Consider the following 25,371-nt stretch of genomic DNA (forward strand, 5'->3'; position numbering starts at 1 on the left):
GATCGGAGGTCCGACGTGGACACCCTGTGGGACAACATCGAGAAGCTTTCCGCCGTCTGCCGAGCAGCAGGCGCCCATCTCCCCGACGAGGAGCTCAAGGCACTCCAGGTCGGCAAGGTCGCCGAGGAAGCCGGCGAGGCCATGCACGCCCTTCACGGCCTGAAGGGCCTCACCACCTGCGGCGACGACCACACCTGGTCCGAGGTCCAGAACGACCTGGTCGGCGCCGTCATTGCAGCCCTCCTGGCGATGCACTACATCGACCCCACGGGCGCCCGCGCCACCTTCGACGAGATCCTCCACCGTCGGACGCGAAGGGGGCGAGAGGCCGCTGCTGCGGCCTGACAATCTCCGGATCCATCGTCGGCCGCAGCCACCAGGTGCGGCCGACGATGGATCCGGGCGGGATCGCAGCATGCCCGAGTTGCCGACCAGGGTACGGACGCCTGATCATGCCCACCCGCAGGAGAGGGCATGACGTCGATCGAACTGCTCTGTCAACATCTATGCGAATAGCCCAAATCTATGCGAATAGCCCAAACTCTAGAACTAACAACGGCTAGTAACACAATGAGTTGATCTGTCGGTGGGTGATCAGGCAACAGGCGAGCTTGAGGCCTCGTGGACGTCGGCTCGGCGTTACCAGCGGGTGCGGAGGCGTTTGAAACCGTGGAGCCGGGCGAAGGCGCGTTCCACGACCCAGCGGTAGGTGCCCACGCCGTCCGACCTCCGCCCCGCCCCGTCCCCTGTTCCTTCCGGGACGGGGCGGGCGATTTTCACCCCGAACCGCCCCCGCCGGGCCCCGAACCGGCCCCCGCCCGGCCGCGCCCGGCCACGCTCCCTCGCCTCACCCGAACGGGCCCGCCCGCGCCGCCGGTCCGCCGCCCCAGGGGCCCGGCCGTCCCGGGCGACCCTGCCGGGCACGCGGAACGCGCAGGCGCTCGGGCTGCTGCCGCCCTCGTCGGCCCCGCCCCTCCCTCGACCGTGGTTCCCCTGCCGCACCTCCCGGCTTCTGCGACGATGCGGAGAAAAGGGGTGAACGCGGCAGAACGTATCGGCGGGCAGGGAAGGGAACGGTATGTGCGGGATCATCGGTTACGTCGGTGGGCAGTCGGCACAGGACGTCGTCGTCGCGGGGCTCAAGCGCCTCGAATACCGGGGCTACGACTCGGCTGGCCTCGCCGTGCTCGCGGACGGCGGGCTGGCCGCGGCCAAGCGGGCGGGCAAGCTCGTCAACCTGGAGAAGGCGCTGGCCGAGGCCCCACTCCCGGCCGGGACCACCGGGATCGGGCACACTCGCTGGGCCACCCACGGCGCACCCACCGACGTGAACGCCCACCCGCACCTGGACAACGCGGGTCGGGTCGCCGTCGTGCACAACGGGATCATCGAGAACTTCGCCGCCCTGCGCGCCGAACTCGCCGGGCGCGGCCACGACCTGGCATCCGAGACCGACACCGAGGTCGTCGCCCACCTCTTCGCCGAGGCGTTCTCGTCGTGCGCGGACCCGGCGGAGGCCATGCGTCAGGTCTGTCGGCGCCTGGAGGGCGCCTTCACGCTCGTCGCCGTGCACGCGGACGCGCCGGACACGGTGGTCGGTGCCCGGCGCAACTCGCCGCTCGTGGTGGGGGTGGGGCAGGACGAGTCGTTCCTCGCCTCCGACGTCGCCGCGTTCATCGCACACACCCGCTCCGCGATCGAGCTGGGGCAGGATCAGGTGGTGGAGTTGCGTCGGGAGGGCGTCACCGTCACCGGCTTCGATGGACGGCCCGCCGACGTCCGCCGTTACCACGTGGACTGGGACGTCTCCGCGGCGGAGAAGAGCGGCCACGCCTCCTTCATGCTCAAGGAGATCGAGGAGCAGCCCCGGGCCGTCGCCGACACGCTCCTCGGACGGGTCGACGGCTCGGGCGCCCTCCGGCTCGACGAGGTGCGGCTCGCGCCCCACGAACTCCGCGAGGTCGACAAGGTCGTCGTCGTCGCCTGCGGCACCGCGTTCCACGCCGGGATGATCGCCAAGTACGCCATCGAGCACTGGACCCGGATTCCCTGCGAGACCGAGCTGGCCAGCGAGTTCCGCTACCGCGATCCGATCCTCGGCCCCCGCACCCTGGTCGTCGCCATCTCGCAGTCGGGCGAGACGATGGACACCCTGATGGCCGTACGGCACGCCCGCGAACAGGGCGCGAAGGTCCTGGCCATCTGCAACACGAACGGCTCCACCATCCCGCGCGAATCCGACGCCGTGCTCTACACGCACGCCGGACCGGAGGTCGCCGTCGCCTCCACCAAGGCGTTCCTCACCCAACTGGTCGCCTGCTACCTGGTCGCCCTGTACCTGGGCCAGAACTGCGGCACCAAATGGGGCGACGAGATCCGCACCGTCGTGCGCCAGCTCTCCGAGATGCCCGGTTCGGTGGCCCGCGTCCTGGGGGCCATGGAACCCGTCCGGGCGCTCGCCCGGTCCCTCGCCGACCACGACACGGTGCTCTTCGTGGGCCGCCACGTCGGCTACCCGGTGGCCCTGGAGGGCGCGCTCAAGCTCAAGGAACTCGCCTACATGCACGCCGAGGGCTTCGCGGCGGGCGAGCTCAAGCACGGGCCGATCGCGCTCATCGAGGACGGGCTGCCCGTCGTCGTGATCGTGCCCTCGCCGCGCGGCCGGTCGGTACTGCACGACAAGATCGTGTCGAACATCCAGGAGATCCGGGCCCGCGGCGCCCGTACCGTCGTGATCGCCGAGGAGGGTGACGACGCGGTGGTCCCCTACGCCGACCACCTGATCAGGATCCCGGCGACGCCCACGCTGCTCCAGCCGCTGGTGGCGACCGTGCCGTTGCAGGTCTTCGCCTGCGAACTCGCGACGGCCCGCGGCAACGACGTGGACCAGCCGCGCAACCTGGCGAAGTCCGTGACCGTGGAGTAGCCCGCTAGCGTTCTTTCGTGCGTGATCGCCGGTTCGATCACGCACGCATCCACGAACGGCGGCGGACGAGCGAGTGATGAGGGAACGCGTGTGATCATCGGGGTGGGGATCGATGTGGCCGAGATCGAACGGTTCGACGCGGCGCTGAAGCGCACGCCGCACCTGGCCGACCGGCTCTTCCTGGAACGGGAGTTGCTGCTGCCCGGCGGCGAGCGGCGCGGCATCGCCTCGCTCGCCGCCCGGTTCGCCGCCAAGGAGGCCATCGCCAAGGCGCTCGGCGCCCCGGGCGGCCTGCTGTGGACGGACGCCGAGGTGTACGTCGAGGCCAGCGGGCAGCCCCGGCTGCGGGTCCGGGGCACGGTCGCCGCGCGCGCCGCCGAACTGGGCGTGCGGCACTGGCACGTGTCGCTCAGCCATGACGCGGGGGTGGCGTCGGCCGTGGTGATCGCGGAGGGTTGAGCACAGCACAGGAGGGTGTCGCGCACGGCACTGGAGGGTGTCGAGCTCGGCACAGGAGGGTGTCGCGCCCGGCGCCCACGGGTGCGCCGACGGGCGTTGCGCACGGCACCGGAGGGTCAGGAGGGTGGAGGACATGCGCACCGCTTACAGCGTTCGGACCGTGCGGGCCGCCGAGCGGGCCCTGATGGACCGGTTGCCCGAGGGCGCGCTCATGCAGCGTGCCGCGGCGGGGCTCGCGACGGCCTGCGGCGACGTGCTGCGGCGGCGCGGGCGGGTGTACGGGGCACGGGTCGTGCTGCTCGTCGGCAGCGGCGACAACGGGGGCGACGCGCTGTACGCGGGCGCCCGGCTGGCCCGCCGGGGCGCCGGGGTGCGCGCCGTGCTCACCTCGCCGGGCCGAGCCCACCCGGGCGGGCTCGCCGCGCTGCTCGCGGCGGGCGGACGCGTGGTGGAGGCGCGGCAGGGGGAGCGGAGCGCCGGGGACGGTCACGGACTCCCGGCCACCGGGGACGGCCTTGGGCTCCCGGCCACCCGGACCGGCCACCCGGACCCGGACACGACGGGTGCCGACGGCGGCCCGACACCCGTGGACGCGGTGGTGGCGGCGATGTGGGGCGGGCACATCGATCTCGTCGTGGACGGGATCACCGGCATCGGCGGGCGCGGCGGGCTGCGTCCCGGGGCCGCCGCGCTGGTGCGGGCCTTCCGGGCGACCGGTGCGGCCGTCGTCGCCGTGGACCTGCCCAGCGGGGTGGAGGCCGACACCGGTGAGGTGCTCGGCGACGCGGTGCACGCCGACGCGACCGTCACCTTCGGCACGTACAAGCCGGGGCTGCTCGTCGACCCCGCCGCCGGGCTGGCCGGCGCGCTGCGCCTCGTCGACATCGGGCTCGGGCCCGAACTGCCCGCGGTGCCCGACCTGGAGGCGTTGCAGCACGCGGACGTCGCCGCGCTGCTCCCGGTGCCCGCGGCCGAGAGCGACAAGTACCGGCGCGGCGTCGTCGGCATCGTCGCCGGGTCGGCCCGCTACCCGGGGGCGGCGGTGCTCGCCGTGTCCGGGGCGCTGCGCGGCGGGGCCGGGGCGGTGCGGTACGTCGGTCCGGGCGGCGGCGCGGTGATCGCCGCGCATCCGGAGACGCTGGTGCACGCGGGCCCCCCGTCGAGGGCGGGCCGGGTGCAGGCATGGGTGGTGGGACCCGGGCTCGGCGACGGGGCGGACGCGGCGGACGCGGTCCGCGACGTGCTGGCGACCGACGTCCCGGTGCTCGTGGACGCGGACGGGCTGCGCCTGCTCGACCCCGACGCCGTGCGGGCGCGCACCGCGCCGACCGTTCTGACCCCGCACGCCGGTGAGGCCGCCGCCCTGCTCGGCGTCCCCCGCGAGGAGGTCGAGGCCGGGCGGCTGGCCGCCGTGCGCGAACTCGCCGCCCGGCACCGGGCCACGGTCCTGCTGAAGGGGTCGACGACCCTGGTCGCCGACGACGACCCGGACATCCCGGCGCGGGTCAACCCGACCGGCACGTCCTGGCTGGCCACGGCGGGCAGCGGTGACGTCCTCTCCGGACTGACCGGCTCCCTGCTCGCGGCGGGCCTCGCCCCGCGCGACGCCGCGTCCGTCGGCGCGTACCTGCACGGCCTCGCCGCCCGGCACGCCGCGGACGGGGCGCCCGTCGCCGCACAGGATGTCGCGGACGCGCTTCCGGCGGCGTGGCGGGACGTGCGCGCCTGAGCGATCCGGGGCGCGCGGGGCGCACGGGGCGCACGGGGCGACGGGAGGGGACCCGACACCGGAACGACGGCGGCACGCGCGTCCTCATCGACCGGCTCCGGCCGCGCGGCGTGTCCAGGGAGCAGGCCGGGATCGACGAGTGGCCCAAGGACATCACCCCGTCGAAGGAACTGCGCTCCTGGCACCACGAGGACCGCACCGGCGCCCGCTGCGACGCCTTGGCGGACCGCTACCGGGCCGAGCTCGCCGACCCGGTCCGCGCGGCGGCCGTCGACAGGCTGGTGGGCCTGGTCCGCGAGGGCGGACCGGTGACTCTGGTGACAGCGGTCAAGGGCGCACCGCACAGCCACGCCCCGGTCCTCGTCGGCCATCCGGAGCACGAACTGCGTCACCACCACTGAGGGCCCGGCCGCGTCCGGCGCCGGGGCGTGGGAGACGGGGCGTGGGAGGGGCCGCCGCACGTTCCGTGACGGCCGTGCGAGGGGCCCGGCGCACGGCTCTGAGAGACTGGGCGCGATGAACGAGACAGCGTCCTTGAGAGCCCGAGCCGAGATCGACCTCGCCGCATTGCGTGCGAATGTGCGCGTACTGCGCGCCCGGGCGGCCGGTGCGCACCTCATGGCCGTCGTCAAGTCCGACGCGTACGGGCACGGGGCGGTGCCCTGCGCCCGCGCCGCGCTGGAGGCCGGGGCGACCTGGCTGGGCACCGCCACACCGCAGGAGGCTCTCGCCCTGCGGGCCGCCGGACTCGGCGGCCGGGTGATGTGCTGGCTGTGGACGCCGGGCGGGCCCTGGCGGGAGGCGATCGAGGCCGACATCGACGTGTCGGTCAGCGGGATGTGGGCGCTGCGCGAGGTCGTCGCCGCCGCCACGGAGGCCGGGATTCCGGCCCGTGTCCAGCTCAAGGCCGACACCGGCCTCGGACGCAACGGCTGCCAGCCGGCCGACTGGCCGGAGCTGGTCTCCGCCGCCCGCGCCGCCGAGGAGGCGGGCACCATCCGGATCACCGGCCTGTGGTCCCACTTCGCCTGCGCCGACGAGCCCGGCCACCCCTCCATCGCCGCCCAGCTGACCGCCTTCCGGGACATGGTCGGCTACGCCGAGAAGGAGGGCGTCGACCCCGAGGTGCGCCACATCGCCAACTCCCCGGCGACGCTGACCGTCCCCGAGGCCCACTTCGACCTCGTACGGACCGGAATCGCGATGTACGGCCTCTCGCCGAGCCCCGAGCTGGGCACCCCGGCGGACTTCGGACTGCGCCCCGTCATGACGCTCGCCGCGTCGATCGCCCTGGTCAAGCAGGTGCCGGCCGGTCATGGCATCAGCTACGGCCACCACTACACGACGCCCCGCGAAACCACCCTGGGCCTGGTGCCGGTCGGTTACGCGGACGGCATTCCGCGCCACGCCTCCGGCCGCGGACCCGTCCTGGTCGGCGGTGCGTGGCGCCGGGTCGCGGGCCGGGTGGCCATGGACCAGTTCGTCGTCGACCTCGACGGTGACACGGTCGAGGCGGGCAGCGAGGCCGTTCTCTTCGGCCCGGGGGACCGCGGCGAGCCGACCGCCGAGGACTGGGCGCAGGCCGCCGACACGATCGCGTACGAGATCGTCACCCGGATCGGTACCCGGGTGCCGCGGGTCCATCTGCACGCCGCCCCGGCCGGGTCCTGACCGATCCGGCACCGCCGACCGGGCACGATCCGAGCACGGCGGGACGGGCCGAACCCGGCCCGGCGGACATGACCGACCACGACCGACGAGGAGCGCGGCACGGTGAGCGAGATCAGCGCGGGTGACGCGGTGGCGGAGGCCGCCACGGCGGTGGGCTGGCGCCGGGCCGGGATCGCCGGGGCCGCCATAGGCGTGCTCGCGGCGGGCGCGGCGGCCGGTGTCGCGGTCGAACGGCTGACCGTGGGCCGCGGCATGCGCAGACGGGCCAGGCTGGCCCTGGACGCCTCCGGGCCGTACGGCTCGCTGCGCGGGCTGCCGGGCAGGGCCGCCGCAGACGACGGCACCGAGCTGTACTACGAGGTCGACGAGGTCGAACCGGACGGCGGCACGGGCGCCGGGGCGGACGGCATGGGCGGCACCGATGCCGCCCCGGGCAACGGCACCCGCCGCCGCAGGCTCTTCGGCCGCAAGGCGCCGGTGCCCGTCACCGTCGTCTTCAGCCACGGCTACTGCCTCAACCAGGACTCCTGGCACTTCCAACGGGCGGCGCTGCGCGGCCTGGTCCGCACCGTCCACTGGGACCAGCGCAGCCACGGCCGCTCCGAGCGGGGCCGGGCCCAGGCGGACGGGGTGACGGTCGGCATCGACCAGCTCGGCCGGGACCTGAAGGCGGTCATCGACGCCGCCGCCCCGGAGGGCAGGCTGGTGCTGGTCGGGCACTCGATGGGCGGCATGACGATGATGGCGCTCGCCGACCAGTACCCGCAGTTCTTCCGGGACCGGGTGGCCGCCGTCGCGTTCGTCGGCACGTCGAGCGGAAGGCTCGGCGAGGTCAGCTTCGGGCTGCCGGTCGCGGGCGTCAACGCGGTGCGGCGGGTGCTGCCCGGGGTGCTCCGGGCGCTCGGTTCCCAGGCCGAACTGGTGGAGCGCGGCCGACGGGCCACCGCCGACCTGTTCGCCGGACTGATCAAGAAGTATTCGTTCGGATCGCGGGACGTCGACCCGGCGGTCGAACGGTTCGCCGAACGGCTCATCGAGTCCACGCCGATCGACGTGGTCGCCGAGTTCTACCCGGCCTTCACCGAACACGAGAAGAGCGGCGTGCTGCCCGCGTTCCGCGACATCCCGGTGTTGATCCTGGCCGGGGACAAGGACCTGGTGACGCCCAGCTCGCACAGCGAGGCCATCGCCGACCAGCTGCCCGACGCGGAACTGGTCATCGTCCCGGACGGCGGCCACCTGGTGATGCTGGAGCACCCGGAGACGGTCACGGACCGGCTGGCGGACCTGCTGGTGCGCGCCGGTGCGGTGCCCGCGGCGACCGGGACCGACCGGCACCCGGGCGGCGACTGAAGGGACCGGGGGCGGCTGCGTGCAGCGGGCGACCGAAGAGGCCGGGCCGCAACCGGAAGGGCCGGGCGGCAACCGGAAGGGCCGGGCGGCAACTGGAAGGGCCGGGCGCGATGCCGCCTCCCGAGGTCCGCCGGTTGGTCTAACGTTGGCGGACATGGAAGCACCGCACAACAGCCCGGTGGCCGAGGCGGGCGGGGACGCCGGACCGGACGCCGTCACCGTCTCCCTGTCCGTCGATTCCCCCGAACGGATGCAGGCCCTGGGCCGTCGGCTCGCCCGGATGCTGCGCCCCGGCGACCTCGTGATGCTCACCGGCGAGCTCGGTGCCGGGAAGACGACGCTGACCCGGGGGCTCGGCGAGGGGCTCGGCGTGCGCGGCGCCGTCACGTCCCCGACCTTCGTGATCGCCCGCGTCCACCCCTCGCTGACCGGCGGTCCGGCGCTGGTCCACGTCGACGCGTACCGCCTGGGCGGCGGACTCGACGAGATGGAGGACCTGGACCTCGACGTGTCGCTGCCCGAGTCGGTGGTGGTCGTGGAATGGGGCGACGGCAAGGTCGAGGAGCTGTCGGGGGACCGGCTGCGGGTGTTGATCCACCGGGCGGTCGGCGACACGGACGACGAACAACGTTCGGTGACCCTGGTCGGTGTCGGGCCGCGTTGGACGGGGCTGCGGGAGGCGCGCGAGGCGCTGGAGGGCTGAGCGCGGTGCGCGTCGGCCGGGGCGGCGCGAACTTTCCGACAGCGTGTCGGCATAGTGTTGCGCCGGGCGGGGAGACCGTGGTCCCATGGAGGACGAGAGTGAGTTAGGCATGCCTAACTCGCGCATGTCACCGGAGCCTCAGGAGGCATCCATGACGATGTCCGCCGAACGCGAAGTGCCGTCGCCGTCGATGGGCGACCTGCTGGCGGCCTGCGCCGCGGCCACGGCTGTCTCGACCCCGCCCCCGCCCTCCGAGGACCCCGCGCCGGACACCGCCACGCCGTCCGCCGCCGAGGAGCGCGAGACCGAGCCCGCCAACCAGGCGCGCTGACGACCGGGCGGGATACGCGGCGAAGCCGTTCGGTGCCCGACCGGCGACGCCCGGCGCCGGGCCGAGGACCAACCCGTCGTCCCACCGCGGAACCGCGGTGCCTACGAGGACTGCGGGGCCTGTCGGGACTGCGGGACTGCGGGACTGCCGGTACGGGAGCTGGGGGCCGGGGAACTGCGCGCTACGGGCTTCGCGCTACGGGCTTCGCGTTACGGGCTGCGCGCTACGGGACGACGATCACGGCGGTGCTCACCGCGGCGAAGTCCCACATCGCGTTTCCGTCGGTCCGGGACATCCGCACTCCGCCGGTCTTCAACGAGGGGTCCGGGCTCTTCATCGAGCCGTCCACGGCCGCGCTGAACCCGACGGACACCCCGTCCACCGTCGCGAACCGCACCACGTGCTCGATCATCACGCCGTCCGAGCCCTTGGTGGCCGGTCCCTGACGCGGCGTGGCCACCCGGTACGTGCCGGGCTGCGGATTCAGCGCGCTCGGCATGACCGGGAACGTCCTGAGCACCTTCCCGGCCTCGTCCACGAGCCACACCCGGCGGTCGGCGAGCGCGTACACCACGCGCTTGCCGGTCCCGGAATCGGCGGGGAGCACGGCCGGGGGCTCCGCCTTCTTCGTCGGCTTCGCCTGTCCGGTGGCCGTGACGGAGGCCGCCGGGCCGGGTGCGGCGACTGAGTCGGGGGCGTTCGCCGATGCCTGGTACGCCAGGACGCCGACCACGGCGAGTGCCGCCGCGGTGAGCCCGGCCACGATTCCCGAGCTGCCCCTAGCCACCGTGCGAGCCCCTTTCGCCCTGCGTCCGACGTACCTGCGTCCGTAGTACAAGCGTGTAGGTCGTTACGTCGTACACGCGTGTGCACGGTGACGGTAGCAGCCGGGGCCGGTCGTACCGGGACGCCCGGACGGGCGCGGTACCCGGGTCGCGGGAGCCGTAGGCTGTTTGCGTGCTCCTGCTCGCCGTGGATACCGCCACCCCCGCCGTCACCGTCGCCCTGCACGACGGAACCTCTGTCGTCGCCGAGTACGGGCAGGTCGACGCCCGAAGGCATGGGGAACTGCTGCTGCCCGCCGTCGACCGCGTCCTGGCCGAGGCCGGGACGAAGCTCGACGCCGTGACGGACGTGGTCGTGGGCGTCGGCCCCGGCCCGTACACCGGGCTGCGGGTCGGTCTGGTCACCGCCGCGACCTTCGGTTCGGTGCTCTCCGTGCCGGTGCACGGGCTGTGCACCCTGGACGGTCTCGCGTACGCCGCCGGGCAGGCCGGTCTGGAGGGCCCGTTCGCCGTCGCGACGGACGCCCGCCGCAAGGAGGTCTACTGGGCGCGGTACGAGGACTCCCGCACCCGCTCCGAGGGCCCCGCCGTCGACCGTCCCGCCGACATCGCCGAGCGGCTCGCCGGACTCCCCGTCGTCGGGGCGGGCGCGGTGCTCTACCCCGAGGCGTTCGCGGACGCCCGGGGCCCCGAGCACGTGTCCGCGGGCGCGCTCGCCGCGCTCGCCGCCGAGCGGCTCGCCGCAGGTGCCGAGCTGCTGCCCCCGCAGCCGCTCTACCTGCGCAGGCCCGACGCCCAGGTCCCGAAGAACTACAAGGTGGTCACCCCGAAGTGACGAGCACGACTGCCGTACTGCGCGAGATGCGCTGGTGGGACATCGATCCGGTGCTGGAGCTCGAACACGAGCTGTTCCCGGACGACGCCTGGTCGGCCGGCATGTTCTGGTCCGAGCTGGCGCACTCCCGGGGCTCGCGGGCCACCCGCCGCTACGTCGTCGCGGAGGACCCCGCCACCGGCCGGATCGCCGGATACGCCGGACTTGCCGCGGCCGGTGACCTCGCCGACGTGCAGACCATCGGCGTCGGCCGCGACCACTGGGGCGGCGGCCTCGGCTCCGCGCTCCTCACCGACCTGCTGAAGCACGCCACGGCCTTCGAATGCGCCGAGGTGCTCCTCGAAGTACGGGTCGACAACACCCGGGCGCAGAAGCTGTACGAACGCTTCGGCTTCGAGCCGATCGGCTTCCGTCGCGGCTACTACCAGCCGGGCAACGTCGACGCGCTCGTCATGCGCCTGAGCCTGACCGAGGACGTCACCGGACCCGCGGCGGGAATCGCACGGGAAACAGAGACCGCACGGGAAACAGAGACTGACTGATGGCTGACGAACCGCTCGTACTCGGCATCGAGACCTCCTGCGACGAGACCGGCGTCGGCATCGTCCGCGGCACGACCCTGCTCGCCGACGCCGTCGCCTCCAGCGTCGACACGCACGCCCGCTTCGGCGGCGTCGTCCCGGAGATCGCCTCCCGCGCGCACCTGGAGGCGATGGTCCCCACCATCGAGCGCGCCCTGGAGACGGCCGGGATCAGCGCCCGCGACCTCGACGGGATCTCCGTCACGGCCGGGCCCGGACTCGCGGGCGCGCTGCTGGTCGGCGTCTCGGCGGCGAAGGCGTACGCGTACGCGCTGGGCAAGCCGCTCTACGGGGTGAACCACCTGGCCTCGCACATCTGCGTCGACCAGCTGGAGCACGGCCCGCTGCCCGAACCGACCATGGCGCTGCTGGTCAGCGGCGGCCATTCCTCGCTGCTCCTCGCACCGGACATCACCGCGGACGTGCGGCCGCTGGGCGCGACCATCGACGACGCGGCGGGCGAGGCATTCGACAAGATCGCCCGGGTGCTGGACCTCGGCTTCCCCGGCGGCCCGGTGATCGACCGGCTGGCCCGGGAGGGCGACCCGGCGGCCATCGCGTTCCCGCGCGGGCTGAGCGGCTCGCGCGACCCCGCGTACGACTTCTCCTTCTCCGGCCTGAAGACCTCGGTGGCCCGCTGGGTCGAGGCCAAGCGGGCGGCGGGCGAGGAGGTGCCGGTACGGGATGTGGCGGCGTCCTTCCAGGAGGCCGTGGTGGACGTGCTCACCCGCAAGGCCGTGCGGGCCTGCAAGGACGAGGGCGTCGACCACCTGATGATCGGCGGCGGTGTCGCGGCCAACTCGCGGCTGCGGGCGCTCGCCGAGGAGCGGTGCGAACGGGCCGGGATCCGGCTGCGGGTGCCGCGGCCGGGACTGTGCACGGACAACGGCGCGATGGTCGCGGCGCTGGGCGCCGAGATGGTGGCCCGGAACAGGTCCGCCTCGGACCTGGAACTGTCCGCGGACTCGTCGCTGCCGGTCACCGACACCCATGTTCCCGGGGCCCACGCGCACGGCCATGCCCACGATCACGACCACGTGCACGAGATCAGCAAGGACAATCTGTACTCATGAGCGGCACCGACGGCATGAGCGGCACGGACGATACGGGCGGTGCGCGTGGCGCGGGCGGTACGACGGCCGCGCTGATGTGGGAGGCCCGCGCCGCCGCGGGCCGGGGCCCCGAACTCCTGGAGTGGGCGCGCGCCCGCGCGGCCGTACTCGCCGGTGAGCCGCTGCGGCGGGAGATCCTGCGCGCGCCGCAGGACCGGGTCCTGGTCATCACCTGGTGGGACGCGGACCCGGCCGCGGAGCTGCCCGAACTCCCCGAGCCGGCACCGGATCTCGTCACCCGGCCGGTGCACCGCTGGCGCTTCGAGTCCTTGGGAGCGGTGGAGCCCGCCGACGGCTGAGAGCCTGTCGTGGCGACGCCCGCCGACGGTCGGGAGTCGGGTGTCGCAACGGCCGTCGACGGCCGGGAGCCAGTCGCCGCGCCGCCCGCCCGCGTGCGCCGCCCGGCGCTTCCCTACAGGCGCCGCACCTCGAATGGGAAGCAGCCGTACTCCAGGGCGCGCACGTGCACCAGCGCCACCTCCGGGTCCGCGAAGGCTTCCGCGAGGGCCTGGTCGAACCCCTCCTCGGCGTCTTCGGGGATCTCGAAGCAGCGGCCCCCGACGATATGTCCCGCGGCGTCGTAGCGGCGCAGGGTACGCAGTGCGCCCGCCCGCGCGAACGGGCAGCGGGGGCGGGCGCCGCGCGGCCCCTCGCACTCCTCGGCGTGGATGAACACCGGCCCCGATTCGTCGTAGGCCCCGGGGTCGGCGTCCGTGGCCGCGGCCCAGCGCCGCAGCGGTGCGTACGAGACGAGCGCCACCCGTTCGCCCGCTTCGATCGGGCGCAGACAGCAGCGCAGCGGACTGCCCACGGAGTCGATGGGAACGCCGTCCTCGCGTGCGGTGTACGGCCGCAGGGGACGGCCGGCGTCGTCGGTGGCGCGGAGTTCCGCGAGCGCGTCGGGCGGAATGGGAAGGGCCGTGTACGTGGTCACGGCTCCCGGTCTCGAAGGCCCGCCCCCGGCGGGCCGGCGGTATCGCGACACGGAGTCCGCCGGAGCGGCCGATGCCCACCGCGCCCCGGTCCCGCACCGGCTCCCCAGGCCGGTCGGCCTGGCCCGGTCAGTCGGCCGACCGGCTCGGCCGGGCCCCGTGGCGGAGCAGCCCGTCGATGATCGCGTCGAGTTGCTCGGCCGCCTCGTACGCGGCGGCGTACTCCCGCCAGCGGTCCTTGATCTCGGTGAGCCGGGGCAGCGTCCCGGCGTCCTCCTCGGTGATCATCTCGGGGAAGTACCGCGTGCTCGGCGGATTCTCGGCCCGCCGCCCGGCCGCCCTGCGGAAGACCAGGTCACCGTAGACGTAGCTCCAGATCGTCCGGTACGCGCGTACCGCGCGGGCGGGGGAGAGTCCGCAGGCGATCGCCGAGTCGACGATCTCCTCGACCATCCACAGCGCGTTCTTGTCGGTCAGCTCGCCCAGCGCCAGCACGTCCAGCACCCAGGGGATCCGCGCCAGGATGCCGTGCAGGTGCACCGCCACCGCGAGCAGCCGCTCGCGCGGGTCCTCGGGCAGTTCGGGGCGGGGGAAGGTGTCCGCGGTGCCGGACAGGGTGAGCATCAGCAGCTCGTCCTTGTCCCGCACGTAGTGGTAGAGCGCCATCGGCGTGGAGCCGAGCTCCTTCGCCAACCGGCGCATGCTCAGGGCGTCCACGCCCTCTTCCTCGATGATGCGGCGCGCGGTGGCGACCATCGCGTCCGGGTCGAGGCGGCGGGGCCGTCCGACGGCCCGCTTCCGCGTCGCCGGGCGCTTCCCGCCCGCCGCCCGCTGCTCCGCCCCCGGAGCCTTCTCCGCACCTTGGGCCTGCTTTGCCCTCGGAGCTTCTTCCGCCCTCGGAGCTTCTTCCGCCTTCGGAGTCTTCTCCGGCTCCGGCGCGTCCTCTGTCGTCCCTGGCACCACCGCATTGTCCCCCGGCCGTTTTCGTCCCCGTTCCCCGACATCGGGAGATCGTTTTTTATACGCGTATAGTAATTGCTCCCCGGGTGATCCGGGGAGGCAGACGGAGGAAAGGGGAAGTCGTGAACATCCAGTCACGACAGGTGCGATGGCTGTTGACGGTGGCGCTCACCGTGCAGTTCCTGGTGGCGTTGGACATGTCCGTGGTGAACGTCGCGCTGCCGGACATGCGGCGCGGGCTCGGCTTCACGCCGGACGGGCTGCTGTGGGTGGTGAACGCCTACGCGCTGGCCTTCGGCGGCCTGCTGATGCTCGGCGGGCGCCTCGCCGACCTGATCGGCAGCCGCCGGATACTGACGGCCGGTCTGGCGCTGTTCGGCGTCGCGAGCCTGGCCGGGGGGTTCGCCCAGTCGCCCGGTGCGCTGGTCGCCGCACGAGCGGTCCAGGGGGTCGGCGCCGCCGCGCTCGCCCCGGTCGGCTTCGCGCTGGTCGCCCTGGCCTTCCCGGCCGGGCCCGCCCGCTCCCGCGCGCTGGGGCTGTGGGGCATGGCGGGCGCGGCGGGCGGCGCGGTGGGCGTGCTCGCCGGGGGACTGCTCACCGACGCGGCGGGCTGGCGCGCGGTGATGCTGGTGAACGTGCCGATCGTGCTGTTCGCCCTGGTGGGTGCCGCGCGTACCGGGCTGCACGACGCCACCGGCCGGACCGGCGCCCGGCTCGACGTGACCGGGGCCCTGCTGGCCACCGCGGGCACCACCCTGCTCGTCCTCGGGCTCGTCGGCACCTCGACCCACCCATGGGGCTCGGCCCGGACGCTGGGCACGCTCGGCACCGCCGTGCTGCTGCTGGGCGCCTTCGTCGCCGTCGAACTGCGGACCACGACCCCGCTGCTCCGTCTCGGCCTGCTCGCCGGGCGGCCGGTGCTGACCGCGAATCTCTTCACCCTGCTGCTGAGTTCGGGCCAGTTCGCCGCGTTCTACTTCGTCTCGCTCTACATGCAGATGGTGCTCGGCTACGGGGCGACCGCCGCCGGTGCCGCCTTCCTGCCGTTCTCGGCGGGCGTCATCGCGGGTTCGATCGTCGCCCCCCGCGCGGTTGCGGCGCTCGGCACCAGGCGGCTGCTGGCGGTGGGTGGTCTTCTCGCCGCGGTCGGCCTCGCGGGGTTCGCGGCGACCGCACGGGCCGACGGCGGATTCCTGCTCTCGATCCTTGTGCCGTCCCTGGTCTGCAGCGTCGGCATCGGCATGTGCTTCGTACCGCTCGGCACCGCCGCCACGACCGATGTCGCGCCCGAGGAGACCGGCATGGCCTCCGGACTGCTGAACAGCGCACGCCAGGTGGGTGGCTCCCTGGGGCTCGCGGTCCTGGTCACCGTCGCCGCGCAGGTCACCGGCGACGGACGGCGCCCCGCCGATCTGGCGGCCGGATACGTGGCGGCGTTCTGGGTCTGCGCGGGCCTGCTCGCGGCGGCGGCGCTGGCCGCCCTGGTGCTGCTCCCGCGAGGGGAACGGATCGCTCCGGTCGCCGCGGTGGCGGATTCCCAGAAGAATTCCGGGGAGGAGGGCGCCGAGCCCGCCGTCCGTCCCGGGGAGGGCGCCGAGCCCGCCGTCCGTCCCGGGGAGGGCGCCGAGCCCGCCGTCTCCCGTCCGACGCGGGGATGAGCGGTGGGCGCCGTCCACGCCCGGCGGCGTCGCGCCTCCGGCGTCGCGACCGATGAGTTCCGGCCCTGCGGCCGGTCCACCCTGTGCGGTCCGGGGGCGGAGCCCGGGCGCCCGGCCCCGGACCACCCGGACAGGAGCAGACCATGCAGAAGATCAAGACCTTCCTGTGGTTCGACCATGAGGCCGAGCAGGCCGCGCACCACTACGTCTCCGTCTTCGGCGGCGACTCGCGGGTGCTGAACACGACGTACTACAACGAGGCCGGGCCCGGCGAGACCGGCGGAGTCATGACCGTCGAGTTCCGGCTCGCGGGCACGGAGTTCGTCGCGCTCAACGGCGGCCCCCAGTTCCCGTTCACCGAGGCGATCTCGCTGTCCGTGGACTGCGCCACGCAGGAGGAACTGGACACGCTGTGGTCCCGGCTCACCGAGGGGGGCGAGGAAGGGCAGTGCGGCTGGCTCAAGGACAGGTACGGCCTGTCGTGGCAGCTCGTCCCGCGCGGGCTCCAGGAGGCGCTGGCCGACCCGGACCCGGCGAAGGCCGAACGGGCGATGAAGGCCATGCTGGGCATGCGGAAGCTCGACGTCGAGGCGCTGCGCAACGCCTGAGCCGAGACGCGATCTGGAGCCGCAACGCCTGAGCCGCGACGCAACGCCTGAGCCGCGACGCAATGTCCGAGTTGCGACGCAACCGATTGAGCCGTGAGGCAACGCCGGAGCCGCGCCCCGACCGGGAGGCCGGGGCGGGGCCGGGAGGCCGGGGCCGACCGGGGGAGCACGGCGGCCGGGGAGGCCGGGGCCGGACCGTCGCGAGCGCGCCGACCGGGGGAACGGGGGCGGCGGGAGGTCAGCGCAGCGCCACGCCCAGCGAGTCGGCGCCCATCGTCCGCGGCGCGCCCTTCTCGTAGAACTCGTCGATGTCGACGACGGTGAACCCCGCGGCCGTCAGCATCTCGGCGACCGACCGGGTCAGCCGGCACCCCGCGAAGAGCCGCCGCTCCAGCGGATCGAGCCGGTGCTGCCAACGGCGGACGCCCTCGTCCCCCTCCGGCGCCAGCCCGTGCTCCAGGAAGTGCAGCGTCGCTCCGGGCTTGAGCACCCGCCGCACCTCACGCAGCGCGGCGTCGGCGTCCGGAACGGTGCAGAGCGTCCAGGTGGACAGCGCGCCGTCGAACGTGGCGTCGTCGAACGGCAGGTACTGACTGTCCAGCCCGACGCGCCGCACTGCGGCGTATCCCGCGGCGATCCGGTCGCGGGCCAGCCGCCAGCCGAGGTCGGACGGCTCCACCGCGGCCACGTCGGTGACGGCCTCCGGGTAGAAGGGCACGTTGTGCCCGGAGCCGAAGCCGATCTCGATGATCTCGCCGTACAGGCCCTCGCAGACCCGGCGCCGCAACGGCTCGGCGGACTTCCTCCCGCCGACGGCGTCGACGACCCGGGGCACGATTCGTTCGGCGTAGAACCCCATCGCGAACCTCCGTGTGTCCGAGTCCAGCATGGCATCCCGACGGCCCCGGCGCATCGTGCCGCTCGCGGGGCCGGAACCCCCGCTCGGTAGGGTCGGGCCATGTCCCACCGCAGCCAACTGCCCCCGCCCCCGCCGCCCGTGGAGATACGCACCTGGCCGGATCACGAGGCGATGCTCGCCGACCGGGCCGTGGTGCTCGGCGAGCTGGTGCGCCGGCACGTCTCGCCGGGCCGGCCGGCACTGCTGTGGCTGTGGGGCGTGCTCGGCGCGGCGGGCTGGTCGCTGATCAGCGCGGCGATGGTCACGTTCCAGGAGACCGACGACCTGTTCGGCGTCGCACTCGCGCTGATCCTCGCGGTCATGGGGATCGCCTGCCTGGTGCCCGCGGTCGCCCTCGTCGCCGTCGGCATCGGCCGCGACCGCGAGATCCGCCGACTGCTGTACGCCTGGGGAGAGTTGGCGCGAGACCCGGTGCGGGACGCGCGGCTGCGGATGCCAGGTGCCGCCCTGTTCTGGCTGCTGCTGTCCTACGCGCTGTGCGCACTGGGGCTGTACGCCTGCATCGCCGTCCCGGCGACCGAGGAGGGGCTCGGGGCGACCTACGGACTCGCCGCCCTGGTCATGGGGCTCGGGATGATCGCCTGGATCATCGGACTGATCGGGATCGTCAAGGCGTTCGCCCACCGCCGCTGGGTGGCGCGGGTACTGGTGGGAGTTCCCGCGCCGGAACCGCTGTTCTCCGTCGGAGGCGGCGCCCACCGCTGACCGCACGGTCTTATCCTGGCCGAAACGCGCGGGCCGGGCACGGGTGCCGGACGCGAGGACCGGACACCGGGGGAGGCGTTTCATGGCGTGGTACTGGTGGGTGCTGATCATCTTCTGGACGGGTGGCTTCGGCTGGGCCGTCGACAACGTCCGCACCGCGCTGCGCAACCGGCACACCCGCAAGCTGGAGCTGCTGGAGGCCGCCCGGCAGGAACGGCTCGCCGTCGAGGCCGCCGAGCGCCCGCCGGAGCCGGTCTGCGGCTGCACCCACCACCTCGCCAAGCACGACAAGAAGGGCAGGTGCCACGAGCGGGTCGAGGTGCCGACGGCCTGGGACGAGGCCAAGAAACCAATCCGCTTCGAGCCGGGGCAGTGCAACTGCCAGCAGTACGTGGGCCCGCAGCCGCTCTCGCAGGTGTACGCCGACGACCTGACCGACCTGGCCTGACCGGCCGGGTCTGACCGAGCTGGCTCGATCGACCCGGCCTGGGCCAGTCGTGGCGGCCAGTCGTGGCAGCCTGTCGGTCCCGGTCCGCCGGTCCGGGTCCGCCGGTCCGGGCTCGTCAGTCCGGGTCCGTCAGTCCGGGTCCGCCATCGGGCGGCCGATCAGCATCGTCGGGGCCCCGGCCACCCGGGTCAGGAAGACCGTCGCCGCGTTCGGTCCCCGGAGCTTCATCCGGCGGCGCAGTTCCTCCGGCTCCACGGCCGAGCCGCGCTTCTTCACCGTCAGGACGCCGACCTCCCGCTCCCGCAGCAGTGCCTTCAGCCGCTTCACGCCGAACGGCAGCTGGTCGGTGATCTCGTACCCGGTGGTGTACGGGGACGTGTACGGCCGGTCGCTCGTCACGTACGCGATGGTCTCGTCGATCAGCCGGCCCCCGCACCGGGCCACGACGTCGGCGACCAGATGGGCGCGGATGACCGCGCCGTCCGGCTCGTACAGATAGCGCCCCACCGGGCCGACCGGCGGGGCGGGCAGCGGGGCCGCCGACCACAGACCGGCCCCCGCCGGGAGCACGGTGGCCCGGTACGAACCGGGGGCGAAGCCCTCGCCGAACCAGAGCACCGCCTCCTTCACGTCGCCGCCGTCCGAGATCCACTCGGCCTCCGCCTCCGCCGGGATCGCGTCGTGCGGGATGCCGGGGGCGATCTTGAGTGCGGCACGGGGCGCTCGCAGCGCGGCCCCGGTCGCCCAGGAGAGCGGCGGCGAGTACGCCTCGGGATCGAAGATCCTGCCCCGGCCGCCGCGCCGGGCCGGGTCGACGAAGACCGCGTCGTACGGCGTGGTGTCGACCGTCGCGACATCGGCGCACCGCACCTCGATCAGCTCCGCCAGGCCGAGCGCCGCCGCGTTGGCCCGTGCCACCTCGGCCGTGAGCGGGTCCCGGTCCACGGCGAGGACCGCGATGCCCGCCCGCGCGAACGCGATCGCATCGCCCCCGATCCCGCAGCAGAGATCCGCGACCCGGCGCACCCCGCCCGCCGCCACGAGCCTGCGCGCCCGGTGGTCGGCGACCGAGGTACGGGTGGCCTGCTCGACACCGTTCGGCGTGAAGAACATCCGGTGCGCGTCCTCGGCACCGAACTTCGCCACCGCGCGCTGCCGCAGCCGCGCCTGCCCCAGCGCCGCCGACACCAGTCCGGCCGGGTGGCTGCGGCGCAGCCGGGTGGCGACGGCGAGTTCCCGGGCGGGGTCGTACGACCGCAGCTCCTCCAGCAGCGCCGCCCCCTTGGGCGTACGCAGGGCGAGGAAGGCGGCGAGCGGTTCGTCCGGTCCGGACGGGTCGCTCGGTCCGGACGGGTCGCTCGGGGCGGGCGGTTCGGGCGGTTCGGACGGTTCGGGCGGGTCGTTCGGGGCGAGAGCATTCACCCGCCCCATTGTGGGCCAGTCGGGTCGACCGGGCCGACCCGCGGCGGTGTCGGGCCGGTCCACCCGTCCGGCGCTGGCAGTATGCGACACCCCGCCATTTGTACGACAAAAGGGGAATTAGTCATGCTGAGGTGCGAATCGCGTGCGCGTCCGTCCGGTGGCAGGCGGGGTGCCCGTGCGGTCCTGGCCGGTCTCCTGGTCGCCGCCGTCGGCTCGGGCTGCGCCTCCGGGGCCGGGAAACGGCCGGACGGCGGCCTCGACCGCTCGGCCCCGCCGCCCGCCGCCGGACAGCCGAACGGGTGGCCCGGGGTGCGCCCCGAGGCCCCCGGGCGCAGGCCGGCCGACGCCCCCGCGCGCGAGAACGCGCAGCTCGCCCCCGCCGTTCGGACGGCCCTCGCGAAGAAGTGGGGGCTGGTCCGCGCCCCGCTGACCGCGCCCCCGCCGCCCGCCGTCAGGACACGCCCCACCACCCGTGAGGGCTTCGAGGTCGAGGGCGGCGACGACGGGCTTCCGCCGGTCTTCACCACCGTCCCGACCAAGGACCGCGTCGTCTTCCTGACCATGGACGACGGCGCCGAGAAGGACCCCGAACTGCTGCGGATGATGGACGAGCTGGCCATCCCGTACAGCGCGTTCCTCACCGACCAGGAGGTCGGCGACGACTACGGGTACTTCGGCGAGGCGCAGCGGCTGGGCGTCACCCCCAACAACCACACGCTCCACCACCGTTACCTCCCGGGCCTCTCGTACGACGAGCAGAAGCGCGAGATCTGCGGCCAGCAGGACGTCATCGAGAAGCGGCTCGGGAAGCGGCCCGCACTGTTCCGTCCGCCGTACGGCAACTACAACGGCGACACGCTCCGGATCGCGAAGTCCTGCGGCATCACGGCAGTTCCGCTCTGGAACGCAGAGGCGTTCCCGGACCGCATGGAGTGGCGGGGGGACCATGAACTGCACCCCGGCGACATCATCCTCACGCACTTCCGGGGGCGGAACGAGTGGGGCGTCGGCATGACCGACCTGGTCCGCTCCGTCATGCGGACGATCACGGACCAGGGGTTCGCCGTGGCCCGGCTGGAGGACTACGTATGAGCCCCGCGCGCCGAGCGCTCGCCGGGGTGCTGGCGGCCGGGGCGCTGCTGACCGCGACCACCGGCTGTGCGCAGTCGGTCGACCCGATCGAACGGCTGGGCCGCAAGGCCGCCCGGAACATCGTCCACCCGCGGCCGGAACCCGCCGCAGGCCCGCCCGCGCACCCCCGGACACCTCCGGGCAGCGGCGGAACACCGGGACCACGGTCCGTCGTCGCCTGTCCCCGGCCGCCCGCGTCCCGGCCCCCGTCGCCGTCGCCACTGCCCGCGCACGGGCACGGGCACGGGCGGCAGGACCGGCCGGGGGCGCACGCGGGGACGGGCACCGGCCCGGGGTGCGACCGGCGGTAGTCGCCGTGCCGGGCCCGCGCGGCCACGGCGTACAGCACACGCACGGCCACGCCCCGGAACCCCCCGCCCGCGACGGGCGTTCACGGAACGGCACGACGGCACGACGGCACGACGGCACGACGGCACGACGGCACGACGGCACGACGGCGGACGGGCGGACCGCCGTGCCGATGCCGATGCCGATGCCGACGCGGGCGAGGGGACGAGGAGGTGTCCGGTCCGTCGGGGGCAGTCCCGCCGCCCCCGCGTCGACGGCGTCCCGGCGCCACGACTGGCTGAATTGGCACTCCGCTTGACCGAGTGCTAATCGCGGTCATAGTCTCGGTGCTGGCACTCACCCCTGGAGAGTGCCAGCAGTACTGTGCGACTGGCAGGTCCGGCACCCGCGACGACGGATCCACCTGGTCGCCACCCACAGACTCTTAACCCCGTGAGATCTCCGAAGGGGGAGACCGGATCGTGTCGACCGCCAGCTCCAAGGTTGCGATCAAGCCGCTCGAGGACCGCATTGTGGTCCAGCCGCTCGACGCCGAGCAGACCACGGCCTCCGGCCTGGTCATTCCGGACACCGCCAAGGAGAAGCCCCAGGAGGGCGTCGTCCTGGCCGTGGGCCCGGGCCGCTTCGAGAACGGCGAGCGCCTTCCGCTCGACGTCAAGACCGGCGACGTCGTGCTGTACAGCAAGTACGGCGGCACCGAGGTGAAGTACAACGGCGAGGAGTACCTCGTCCTCTCGGCTCGCGACGTCCTCGCGATCATCGAGAAGTAATTCACCCACGTTTTTCCGTTCTGCGCCCCTGGCCCCGTGCGTCATGATCAGCCGGGCGGTCGGGGGCGCAGTTCGTTTCGAGAGGAAAGCTCAGCTCCCATGGCGAAGATCCTGAAGTTCGACGAGGACGCCCGTCGCGCCCTTGAGCGCGGCGTCAACAAGCTTGCCGACACGGTCAAGGTGACGATCGGCCCCAAGGGCCGCAACGTCGTCATCGACAAGAAGTTCGGTGCCCCCACCATCACCAACGACGGTGTCACCATCGCGCGCGAGGTCGAGATCGAGGACCCGTACGAGAACCTCGGTGCCCAGCTGGTGAAGGAGGTCGCCACCAAGACCAACGACATCGCGGGTGACGGTACGACCACCGCCACCGTGCTGGCCCAGGCGCTCGTCCGCGAGGGCCTGCGCAACGTCGCCGCGGGTGCCTCCCCGGCCGCCCTGAAGAAGGGCATCGACGCCGCGGTCAAGGCAGTGTCCGAGGACCTCCTCGCGACCGCCCGCCCGATCGACGACAAGTCCGACATCGCCGCCGTGGCCGCGCTCTCCGCGCAGGACCCGCAGGTCGGCGAGCTCATCGCGGACGCGATGGACAAGGTCGGCAAGGACGGTGTCATCACCGTCGAGGAGTCCAACACCTTCGGTCTGGACCTCGACTTCACCGAGGGCATGGCCTTCGACAAGGGCTACCTGTCCCCGTACATGGTGACCGACCAGGAGCGTATGGAGGCCGTCCTCGACGACCCGTACATCCTGATCCACCAGGGCAAGATCGGCGCGATCCAGGAGCTGCTCCCGCTGCTGGAGAAGGTCATCCAGGCCGGTGGCTCGAAGCCGCTGCTGATCATCGCCGAGGACGTCGAGGGCGAGGCCCTGTCGACCCTGGTCGTCAACAAGATCCGCGGCACCTTCAACGCCGTCGCGGTGAAGGCCCCGGGCTTCGGCGACCGCCGCAAGGCCATGCTCGGCGACATCGCCACCCTCACCGGTGCGACCGTCATCGCCGAGGAGGTCGGCCTCAAGCTCGACCAGGCCGGTCTGGACGTGCTGGGTACCGCCCGCCGCGTCACCGTCACCAAGGACGACACCACGATCGTGGACGGCGGCGGCGAGCCCGGCGACGTCAAGGGCCGGGTCAACCAGATCAAGGCCGAGATCGAGGCCACGGACTCCGACTGGGACCGCGAGAAGCTCCAGGAGCGCCTCGCGAAGCTGGCCGGCGGCGTGTGCGTCATCCGCGTCGGTGCCGCCACCGAGGTGGAGCTCAAGGAGAAGAAGCACCGTCTGGAGGACGCCATCTCCGCGACCCGCGCCGCGGTCGAGGAGGGCATCGTCTCCGGTGGTGGCTCCGCCCTCGTCCACGCCGTCAAGGTGCTGGAGGGCGACCTCGGCAAGTCCGGCGACGAGGCCACCGGTGTCGCGGTCGTGCGCCGCGCCGCCGTCGAGCCGCTGCGCTGGATCGCCGAGAACGCCGGCCTGGAGGGCTACGTCATCACCTCCAAGGTCGCCGAGCTCGACAAGGGCCAGGGCTTCAACGCCGCGACCGGCGAGTACGGCGACCTGGTGAAGGCCGGCGTCATCGACCCGGTCAAGGTCACCCGCTCCGCGCTGGAGAACGCCGCGTCCATCGCGTCGCTGCTGCTCACGACCGAGACCCTGGTCGTCGAGAAGCCGGCCGAGGAGGAGGCCGAGGCCGGTCACGGCGGCCACGGCCACGCGCACTGACGCCTCCGCGTCCAGCTGTCGAGGCCCGGTACCCCGTCGCGGGGTACCGGGCCTCCGGCATGTCTTTCGGGACGGCCTCGGGCATGTGCTCCGGCATGTCTCCCGGGATGTGCTCCGGGACGGGCCTCGGCACAGGCATCGGGGCGTGCTCCGGGGCGTGCTCCGGGACGCGCGAAGGCCCGCGGCCGGAGCCGCGGGCCTTCGAGAGGCGCGCCCGTCGTACGGGGCAGTGGGATCAGGCCGAGCGCGGCAGCACGCCGGCGCGGACCGGGTCGGCGAACGGCAGTCCCTGCGCGAACCGTTCCAGTTCGTCGAGCGCCTGGTCGGCCATCCGGTGCAGCTCGTTGCCGAGCGAGCCCGCCACGTGCGGGGTCAGCAGCACGTTCGGCAGCTCGAACAGCGGCGAGTCGGCGGGCGGGAGTTCGGGGTCGGTCACGTCCAGCACCGCGTGCAGCCGGCCGGACGTCAGCTCGGGCAGCAGCGCCGTCTCGTCGACCAGCGAACCCCGCGCGGTGTTGATCAGCGTGGTCCCGTCGGCCATGGCCGACAGCTGGGCCGCGCCGACGAGATGGTGGGTCTCCGGGAGCTGCGGGGCGTGCACCGAGACGACCGAGCTGTGCGCGCACAGCTCGTCGAGCGGGGCGAGCCGCACACCGAGCCGTTCCGCCTCCGGGCCGTCCACGTAGGGGTCGTACAGCAGGACATCCAGGTCGAAGGGGCGCAGCAGTTCGATGACGCGCCTGCCGATGCGGGAGGCGCCGATGATGCCGACGGTGCGGCGGTAGTTGCCGGAGCTGTCGAGTTCCGCGAGCCAGTTGTGCTCGGCACGCAGGGCCCGGTAGCGATCGGCGGAGTGCAGCACGCGCTTGTTGGCGAGGAGGATTGCGGCGAGCGTGAACTCGGCGACCGGCAGGGCGTTGGCCCCGGCCGCCGAGGTGACGGCGATGCCGCGCTCCCAGCAGGCGTCCGTGATGTGGTGCTTCACGGAGCCCGCCGCGTGCACCACGGCCCGCAGCCGCGGCGCCGCCGCCAGCACTTCGGCGGTGAGCGGCGTCGCGCCCCAGCACGTGAACAGGACCTCGGCCTCGGCGAGCGCGGCGGCCACCTCGGGCGACGGGTCGGTCAGGTCGTGGGCGACGAGGTGCGGGTCGGTGCGGGTGAGGGCGGCCAGCCGGGTGCGGTGGCGGTCGGTGAGCAGGCGGTCGGCTATGCCGGGACCCATCGCGAGCAGGGCCGTCGGCCGGTTGTCAGTGGCGTGGGGCATGGTGGTACCCGTACTCCTCGGGGCTCGTGGGGGGC

General features: G+C 73.6%; 27 protein-coding genes and 1 pseudogene. 21 read left to right on the forward strand and 7 right to left on the reverse strand.

The features are described from left to right. Positions 1–15: 15 nt before the first annotated feature. Complete coding sequence (locus tag ACFC79_RS09765) at positions 16–345, forward strand: MazG-like family protein (protein WP_327334040.1); 330 nt, start codon at positions 16–18, stop codon at positions 343–345. 214 nt (positions 346–559) lie between these two features. On the opposite strand, the pseudogene ACFC79_RS09770 reads toward ACFC79_RS09765, so the two are convergent. Beyond that, positions 560–717 (reverse strand): annotated as a pseudogene (locus ACFC79_RS09770) (transposase); the annotation flags it as partial. Between the two features lie 361 nt (positions 718–1,078). Between ACFC79_RS09770 and glmS the strand changes: the two are divergent. From glmS to ACFC79_RS09810, 8 genes are all read left to right on the forward strand, one after another. Then, complete coding sequence (gene glmS / locus ACFC79_RS09775; protein ID WP_376237404.1) at positions 1,079–2,926, forward strand: glutamine--fructose-6-phosphate transaminase (isomerizing); 1,848 nt, start codon at positions 1,079–1,081, stop codon at positions 2,924–2,926. Between the two features lie 90 nt (positions 2,927–3,016). After that, positions 3,017–3,385 carry a holo-ACP synthase gene (locus ACFC79_RS09780; RefSeq protein WP_376237407.1) on the forward strand — a complete coding sequence of 123 codons (369 nt, stop codon included), beginning with the start codon at positions 3,017–3,019 and terminating at the stop codon, positions 3,383–3,385. Between the two features lie 133 nt (positions 3,386–3,518). Beyond that, positions 3,519–5,114 (forward strand): NAD(P)H-hydrate dehydratase, encoded by a 1,596-nt coding sequence (locus tag ACFC79_RS09785; protein WP_376237410.1) that lies wholly within the window; start codon positions 3,519–3,521, stop codon positions 5,112–5,114. Next, positions 5,111–5,515, forward strand: a complete 405-nt coding sequence (locus ACFC79_RS09790; RefSeq protein ID WP_376237551.1) for a DUF488 domain-containing protein — start codon at positions 5,111–5,113, stop codon at positions 5,513–5,515. The genes ACFC79_RS09785 and ACFC79_RS09790 overlap by 4 nt, the downstream gene beginning before the upstream one ends. Positions 5,516–5,630: 115 nt before the next feature. Continuing rightward, positions 5,631–6,785, forward strand: coding sequence for an alanine racemase (alr, locus tag ACFC79_RS09795; protein ID WP_376237412.1), 1,155 nt, complete (start codon positions 5,631–5,633; stop codon positions 6,783–6,785). 102 nt (positions 6,786–6,887) lie between these two features. Beyond that, a complete protein-coding gene (locus ACFC79_RS09800; protein WP_376237414.1) occupies positions 6,888–8,138 on the forward strand; it encodes an alpha/beta fold hydrolase in 1,251 nt (416 codons plus the stop codon). A 154-nt stretch (positions 8,139–8,292) separates the two neighbouring features. Then, positions 8,293–8,841 carry a tRNA (adenosine(37)-N6)-threonylcarbamoyltransferase complex ATPase subunit type 1 TsaE gene (tsaE, locus tag ACFC79_RS09805; protein ID WP_376237417.1) on the forward strand — a complete coding sequence of 183 codons (549 nt, stop codon included), beginning with the start codon at positions 8,293–8,295 and terminating at the stop codon, positions 8,839–8,841. A 151-nt stretch (positions 8,842–8,992) separates the two neighbouring features. Then, positions 8,993–9,172, forward strand: a complete 180-nt coding sequence (locus ACFC79_RS09810; protein WP_376237420.1) for a hypothetical protein — start codon at positions 8,993–8,995, stop codon at positions 9,170–9,172. 223 nt (positions 9,173–9,395) lie between these two features. Here the strand turns inward: ACFC79_RS09810 and ACFC79_RS09815 are convergent, their stop codons facing one another. Next, complete coding sequence (locus ACFC79_RS09815; protein WP_376237423.1) at positions 9,396–9,959, reverse strand: hypothetical protein; 564 nt, start codon at positions 9,957–9,959, stop codon at positions 9,396–9,398. Between the two features lie 170 nt (positions 9,960–10,129). Here ACFC79_RS09815 and tsaB point away from each other — a divergent pair, with 170 nt between their 5' ends. Genes tsaB through ACFC79_RS09835 form a run of 4 tightly spaced genes read left to right on the forward strand, consistent with a single transcriptional unit; the run spans position 10,130 to position 12,784 of the window. Beyond that, positions 10,130–10,792 carry a tRNA (adenosine(37)-N6)-threonylcarbamoyltransferase complex dimerization subunit type 1 TsaB gene (tsaB, locus tag ACFC79_RS09820; RefSeq protein WP_376237425.1) on the forward strand — a complete coding sequence of 221 codons (663 nt, stop codon included), beginning with the start codon at positions 10,130–10,132 and terminating at the stop codon, positions 10,790–10,792. Then, complete coding sequence (gene rimI / locus ACFC79_RS09825; protein WP_376237427.1) at positions 10,789–11,334, forward strand: ribosomal protein S18-alanine N-acetyltransferase; 546 nt, start codon at positions 10,789–10,791, stop codon at positions 11,332–11,334. Before tsaB ends, rimI begins: the two co-directional genes overlap by 4 nt. After that, the gene (tsaD, locus tag ACFC79_RS09830; RefSeq protein ID WP_376237430.1) at positions 11,334–12,446 is read left to right on the forward strand and encodes a tRNA (adenosine(37)-N6)-threonylcarbamoyltransferase complex transferase subunit TsaD; all 1,113 of its coding nucleotides are present in this window, start codon (positions 11,334–11,336) and stop codon (positions 12,444–12,446) included. The genes rimI and tsaD overlap by 1 nt, the downstream gene beginning before the upstream one ends. A gap of 14 nt (positions 12,447–12,460) precedes the next feature. Then, positions 12,461–12,784 (forward strand): hypothetical protein, encoded by a 324-nt coding sequence (locus ACFC79_RS09835; protein WP_376237554.1) that lies wholly within the window; start codon positions 12,461–12,463, stop codon positions 12,782–12,784. A gap of 113 nt (positions 12,785–12,897) precedes the next feature. On the opposite strand, the gene ACFC79_RS09840 is transcribed toward ACFC79_RS09835, so the two are convergent. Both ACFC79_RS09840 and ACFC79_RS09845 read right to left on the reverse strand, forming a co-directional pair. Further along, a complete protein-coding gene (locus ACFC79_RS09840; protein WP_376237433.1) occupies positions 12,898–13,419 on the reverse strand; it encodes a DUF1203 domain-containing protein in 522 nt (173 codons plus the stop codon). 127 nt (positions 13,420–13,546) lie between these two features. Further along, a complete protein-coding gene (locus ACFC79_RS09845) occupies positions 13,547–14,377 on the reverse strand; it encodes a TetR/AcrR family transcriptional regulator (protein ID WP_376237435.1) in 831 nt (276 codons plus the stop codon). A 122-nt stretch (positions 14,378–14,499) separates the two neighbouring features. Here ACFC79_RS09845 and ACFC79_RS09850 point away from each other — a divergent pair, with 122 nt between their 5' ends. Beyond that, positions 14,500–16,035 carry an MFS transporter gene (locus tag ACFC79_RS09850; RefSeq protein WP_376237437.1) on the forward strand — a complete coding sequence of 512 codons (1,536 nt, stop codon included), beginning with the start codon at positions 14,500–14,502 and terminating at the stop codon, positions 16,033–16,035. 143 nt (positions 16,036–16,178) lie between these two features. Next, the gene (locus tag ACFC79_RS09855; RefSeq protein WP_376237439.1) at positions 16,179–16,643 is read left to right on the forward strand and encodes a VOC family protein; all 465 of its coding nucleotides are present in this window, start codon (positions 16,179–16,181) and stop codon (positions 16,641–16,643) included. Between the two features lie 238 nt (positions 16,644–16,881). Here the strand turns inward: ACFC79_RS09855 and ACFC79_RS09860 are convergent, their stop codons facing one another. Continuing rightward, entirely contained in the window at positions 16,882–17,502 is a 621-nt protein-coding gene (locus ACFC79_RS09860; protein ID WP_376237442.1) for a class I SAM-dependent methyltransferase, read from the reverse strand. Positions 17,503–17,601: 99 nt separating this feature from the next. Between ACFC79_RS09860 and ACFC79_RS09865 the strand changes: the two genes are divergently transcribed. Both ACFC79_RS09865 and ACFC79_RS09870 read left to right on the forward strand, forming a co-directional pair. Next, positions 17,602–18,267 (forward strand): hypothetical protein, encoded by a 666-nt coding sequence (locus ACFC79_RS09865; RefSeq protein ID WP_376237444.1) that lies wholly within the window; start codon positions 17,602–17,604, stop codon positions 18,265–18,267. A gap of 82 nt (positions 18,268–18,349) precedes the next feature. After that, on the forward strand, positions 18,350–18,715 hold the full coding sequence (locus ACFC79_RS09870; protein WP_376237447.1) for a hypothetical protein: 366 nt from the start codon (positions 18,350–18,352) through the stop codon (positions 18,713–18,715). Positions 18,716–18,844: 129 nt separating this feature from the next. Here the strand turns inward: ACFC79_RS09870 and ACFC79_RS09875 are convergent, their stop codons facing one another. Then, positions 18,845–20,146, reverse strand: coding sequence for a methyltransferase domain-containing protein (locus tag ACFC79_RS09875; protein ID WP_376237557.1), 1,302 nt, complete (start codon positions 20,144–20,146; stop codon positions 18,845–18,847). Between the two features lie 114 nt (positions 20,147–20,260). Here ACFC79_RS09875 and ACFC79_RS09880 point away from each other — a divergent pair, with 114 nt between their 5' ends. The 4 genes from ACFC79_RS09880 to groL all read left to right on the forward strand — a co-directional run bounded on the left by ACFC79_RS09880 (position 20,261) and on the right by groL (position 24,072). Next, positions 20,261–21,229 (forward strand): polysaccharide deacetylase family protein, encoded by a 969-nt coding sequence (locus ACFC79_RS09880; RefSeq protein ID WP_376237448.1) that lies wholly within the window; start codon positions 20,261–20,263, stop codon positions 21,227–21,229. Then, a complete protein-coding gene (locus ACFC79_RS09885; RefSeq protein ID WP_376237450.1) occupies positions 21,226–21,579 on the forward strand; it encodes a hypothetical protein in 354 nt (117 codons plus the stop codon). The genes ACFC79_RS09880 and ACFC79_RS09885 overlap by 4 nt, the downstream gene beginning before the upstream one ends. Before the next feature lie 459 nt (positions 21,580–22,038). Further along, positions 22,039–22,347 (forward strand): co-chaperone GroES, encoded by a 309-nt coding sequence (gene groES, locus ACFC79_RS09890; RefSeq protein ID WP_018101172.1) that lies wholly within the window; start codon positions 22,039–22,041, stop codon positions 22,345–22,347. Positions 22,348–22,446: 99 nt separating this feature from the next. Beyond that, complete coding sequence (gene groL, locus ACFC79_RS09895) at positions 22,447–24,072, forward strand: chaperonin GroEL (RefSeq protein ID WP_376237453.1); 1,626 nt, start codon at positions 22,447–22,449, stop codon at positions 24,070–24,072. A gap of 235 nt (positions 24,073–24,307) precedes the next feature. Here the strand turns inward: groL and ACFC79_RS09900 are convergent, their stop codons facing one another. Beyond that, positions 24,308–25,336, reverse strand: coding sequence for a hydroxyacid dehydrogenase (locus ACFC79_RS09900; RefSeq protein WP_376237455.1), 1,029 nt, complete (start codon positions 25,334–25,336; stop codon positions 24,308–24,310). Between the last annotated feature and the right edge of the window lie 35 nt (positions 25,337–25,371).

The organism is Streptomyces sp. NPDC056061 (assembly GCF_042266885.1).
In the GTDB taxonomy this organism is placed as follows: Bacteria; Actinomycetota; Actinomycetes; order Streptomycetales; family Streptomycetaceae; genus Streptomyces.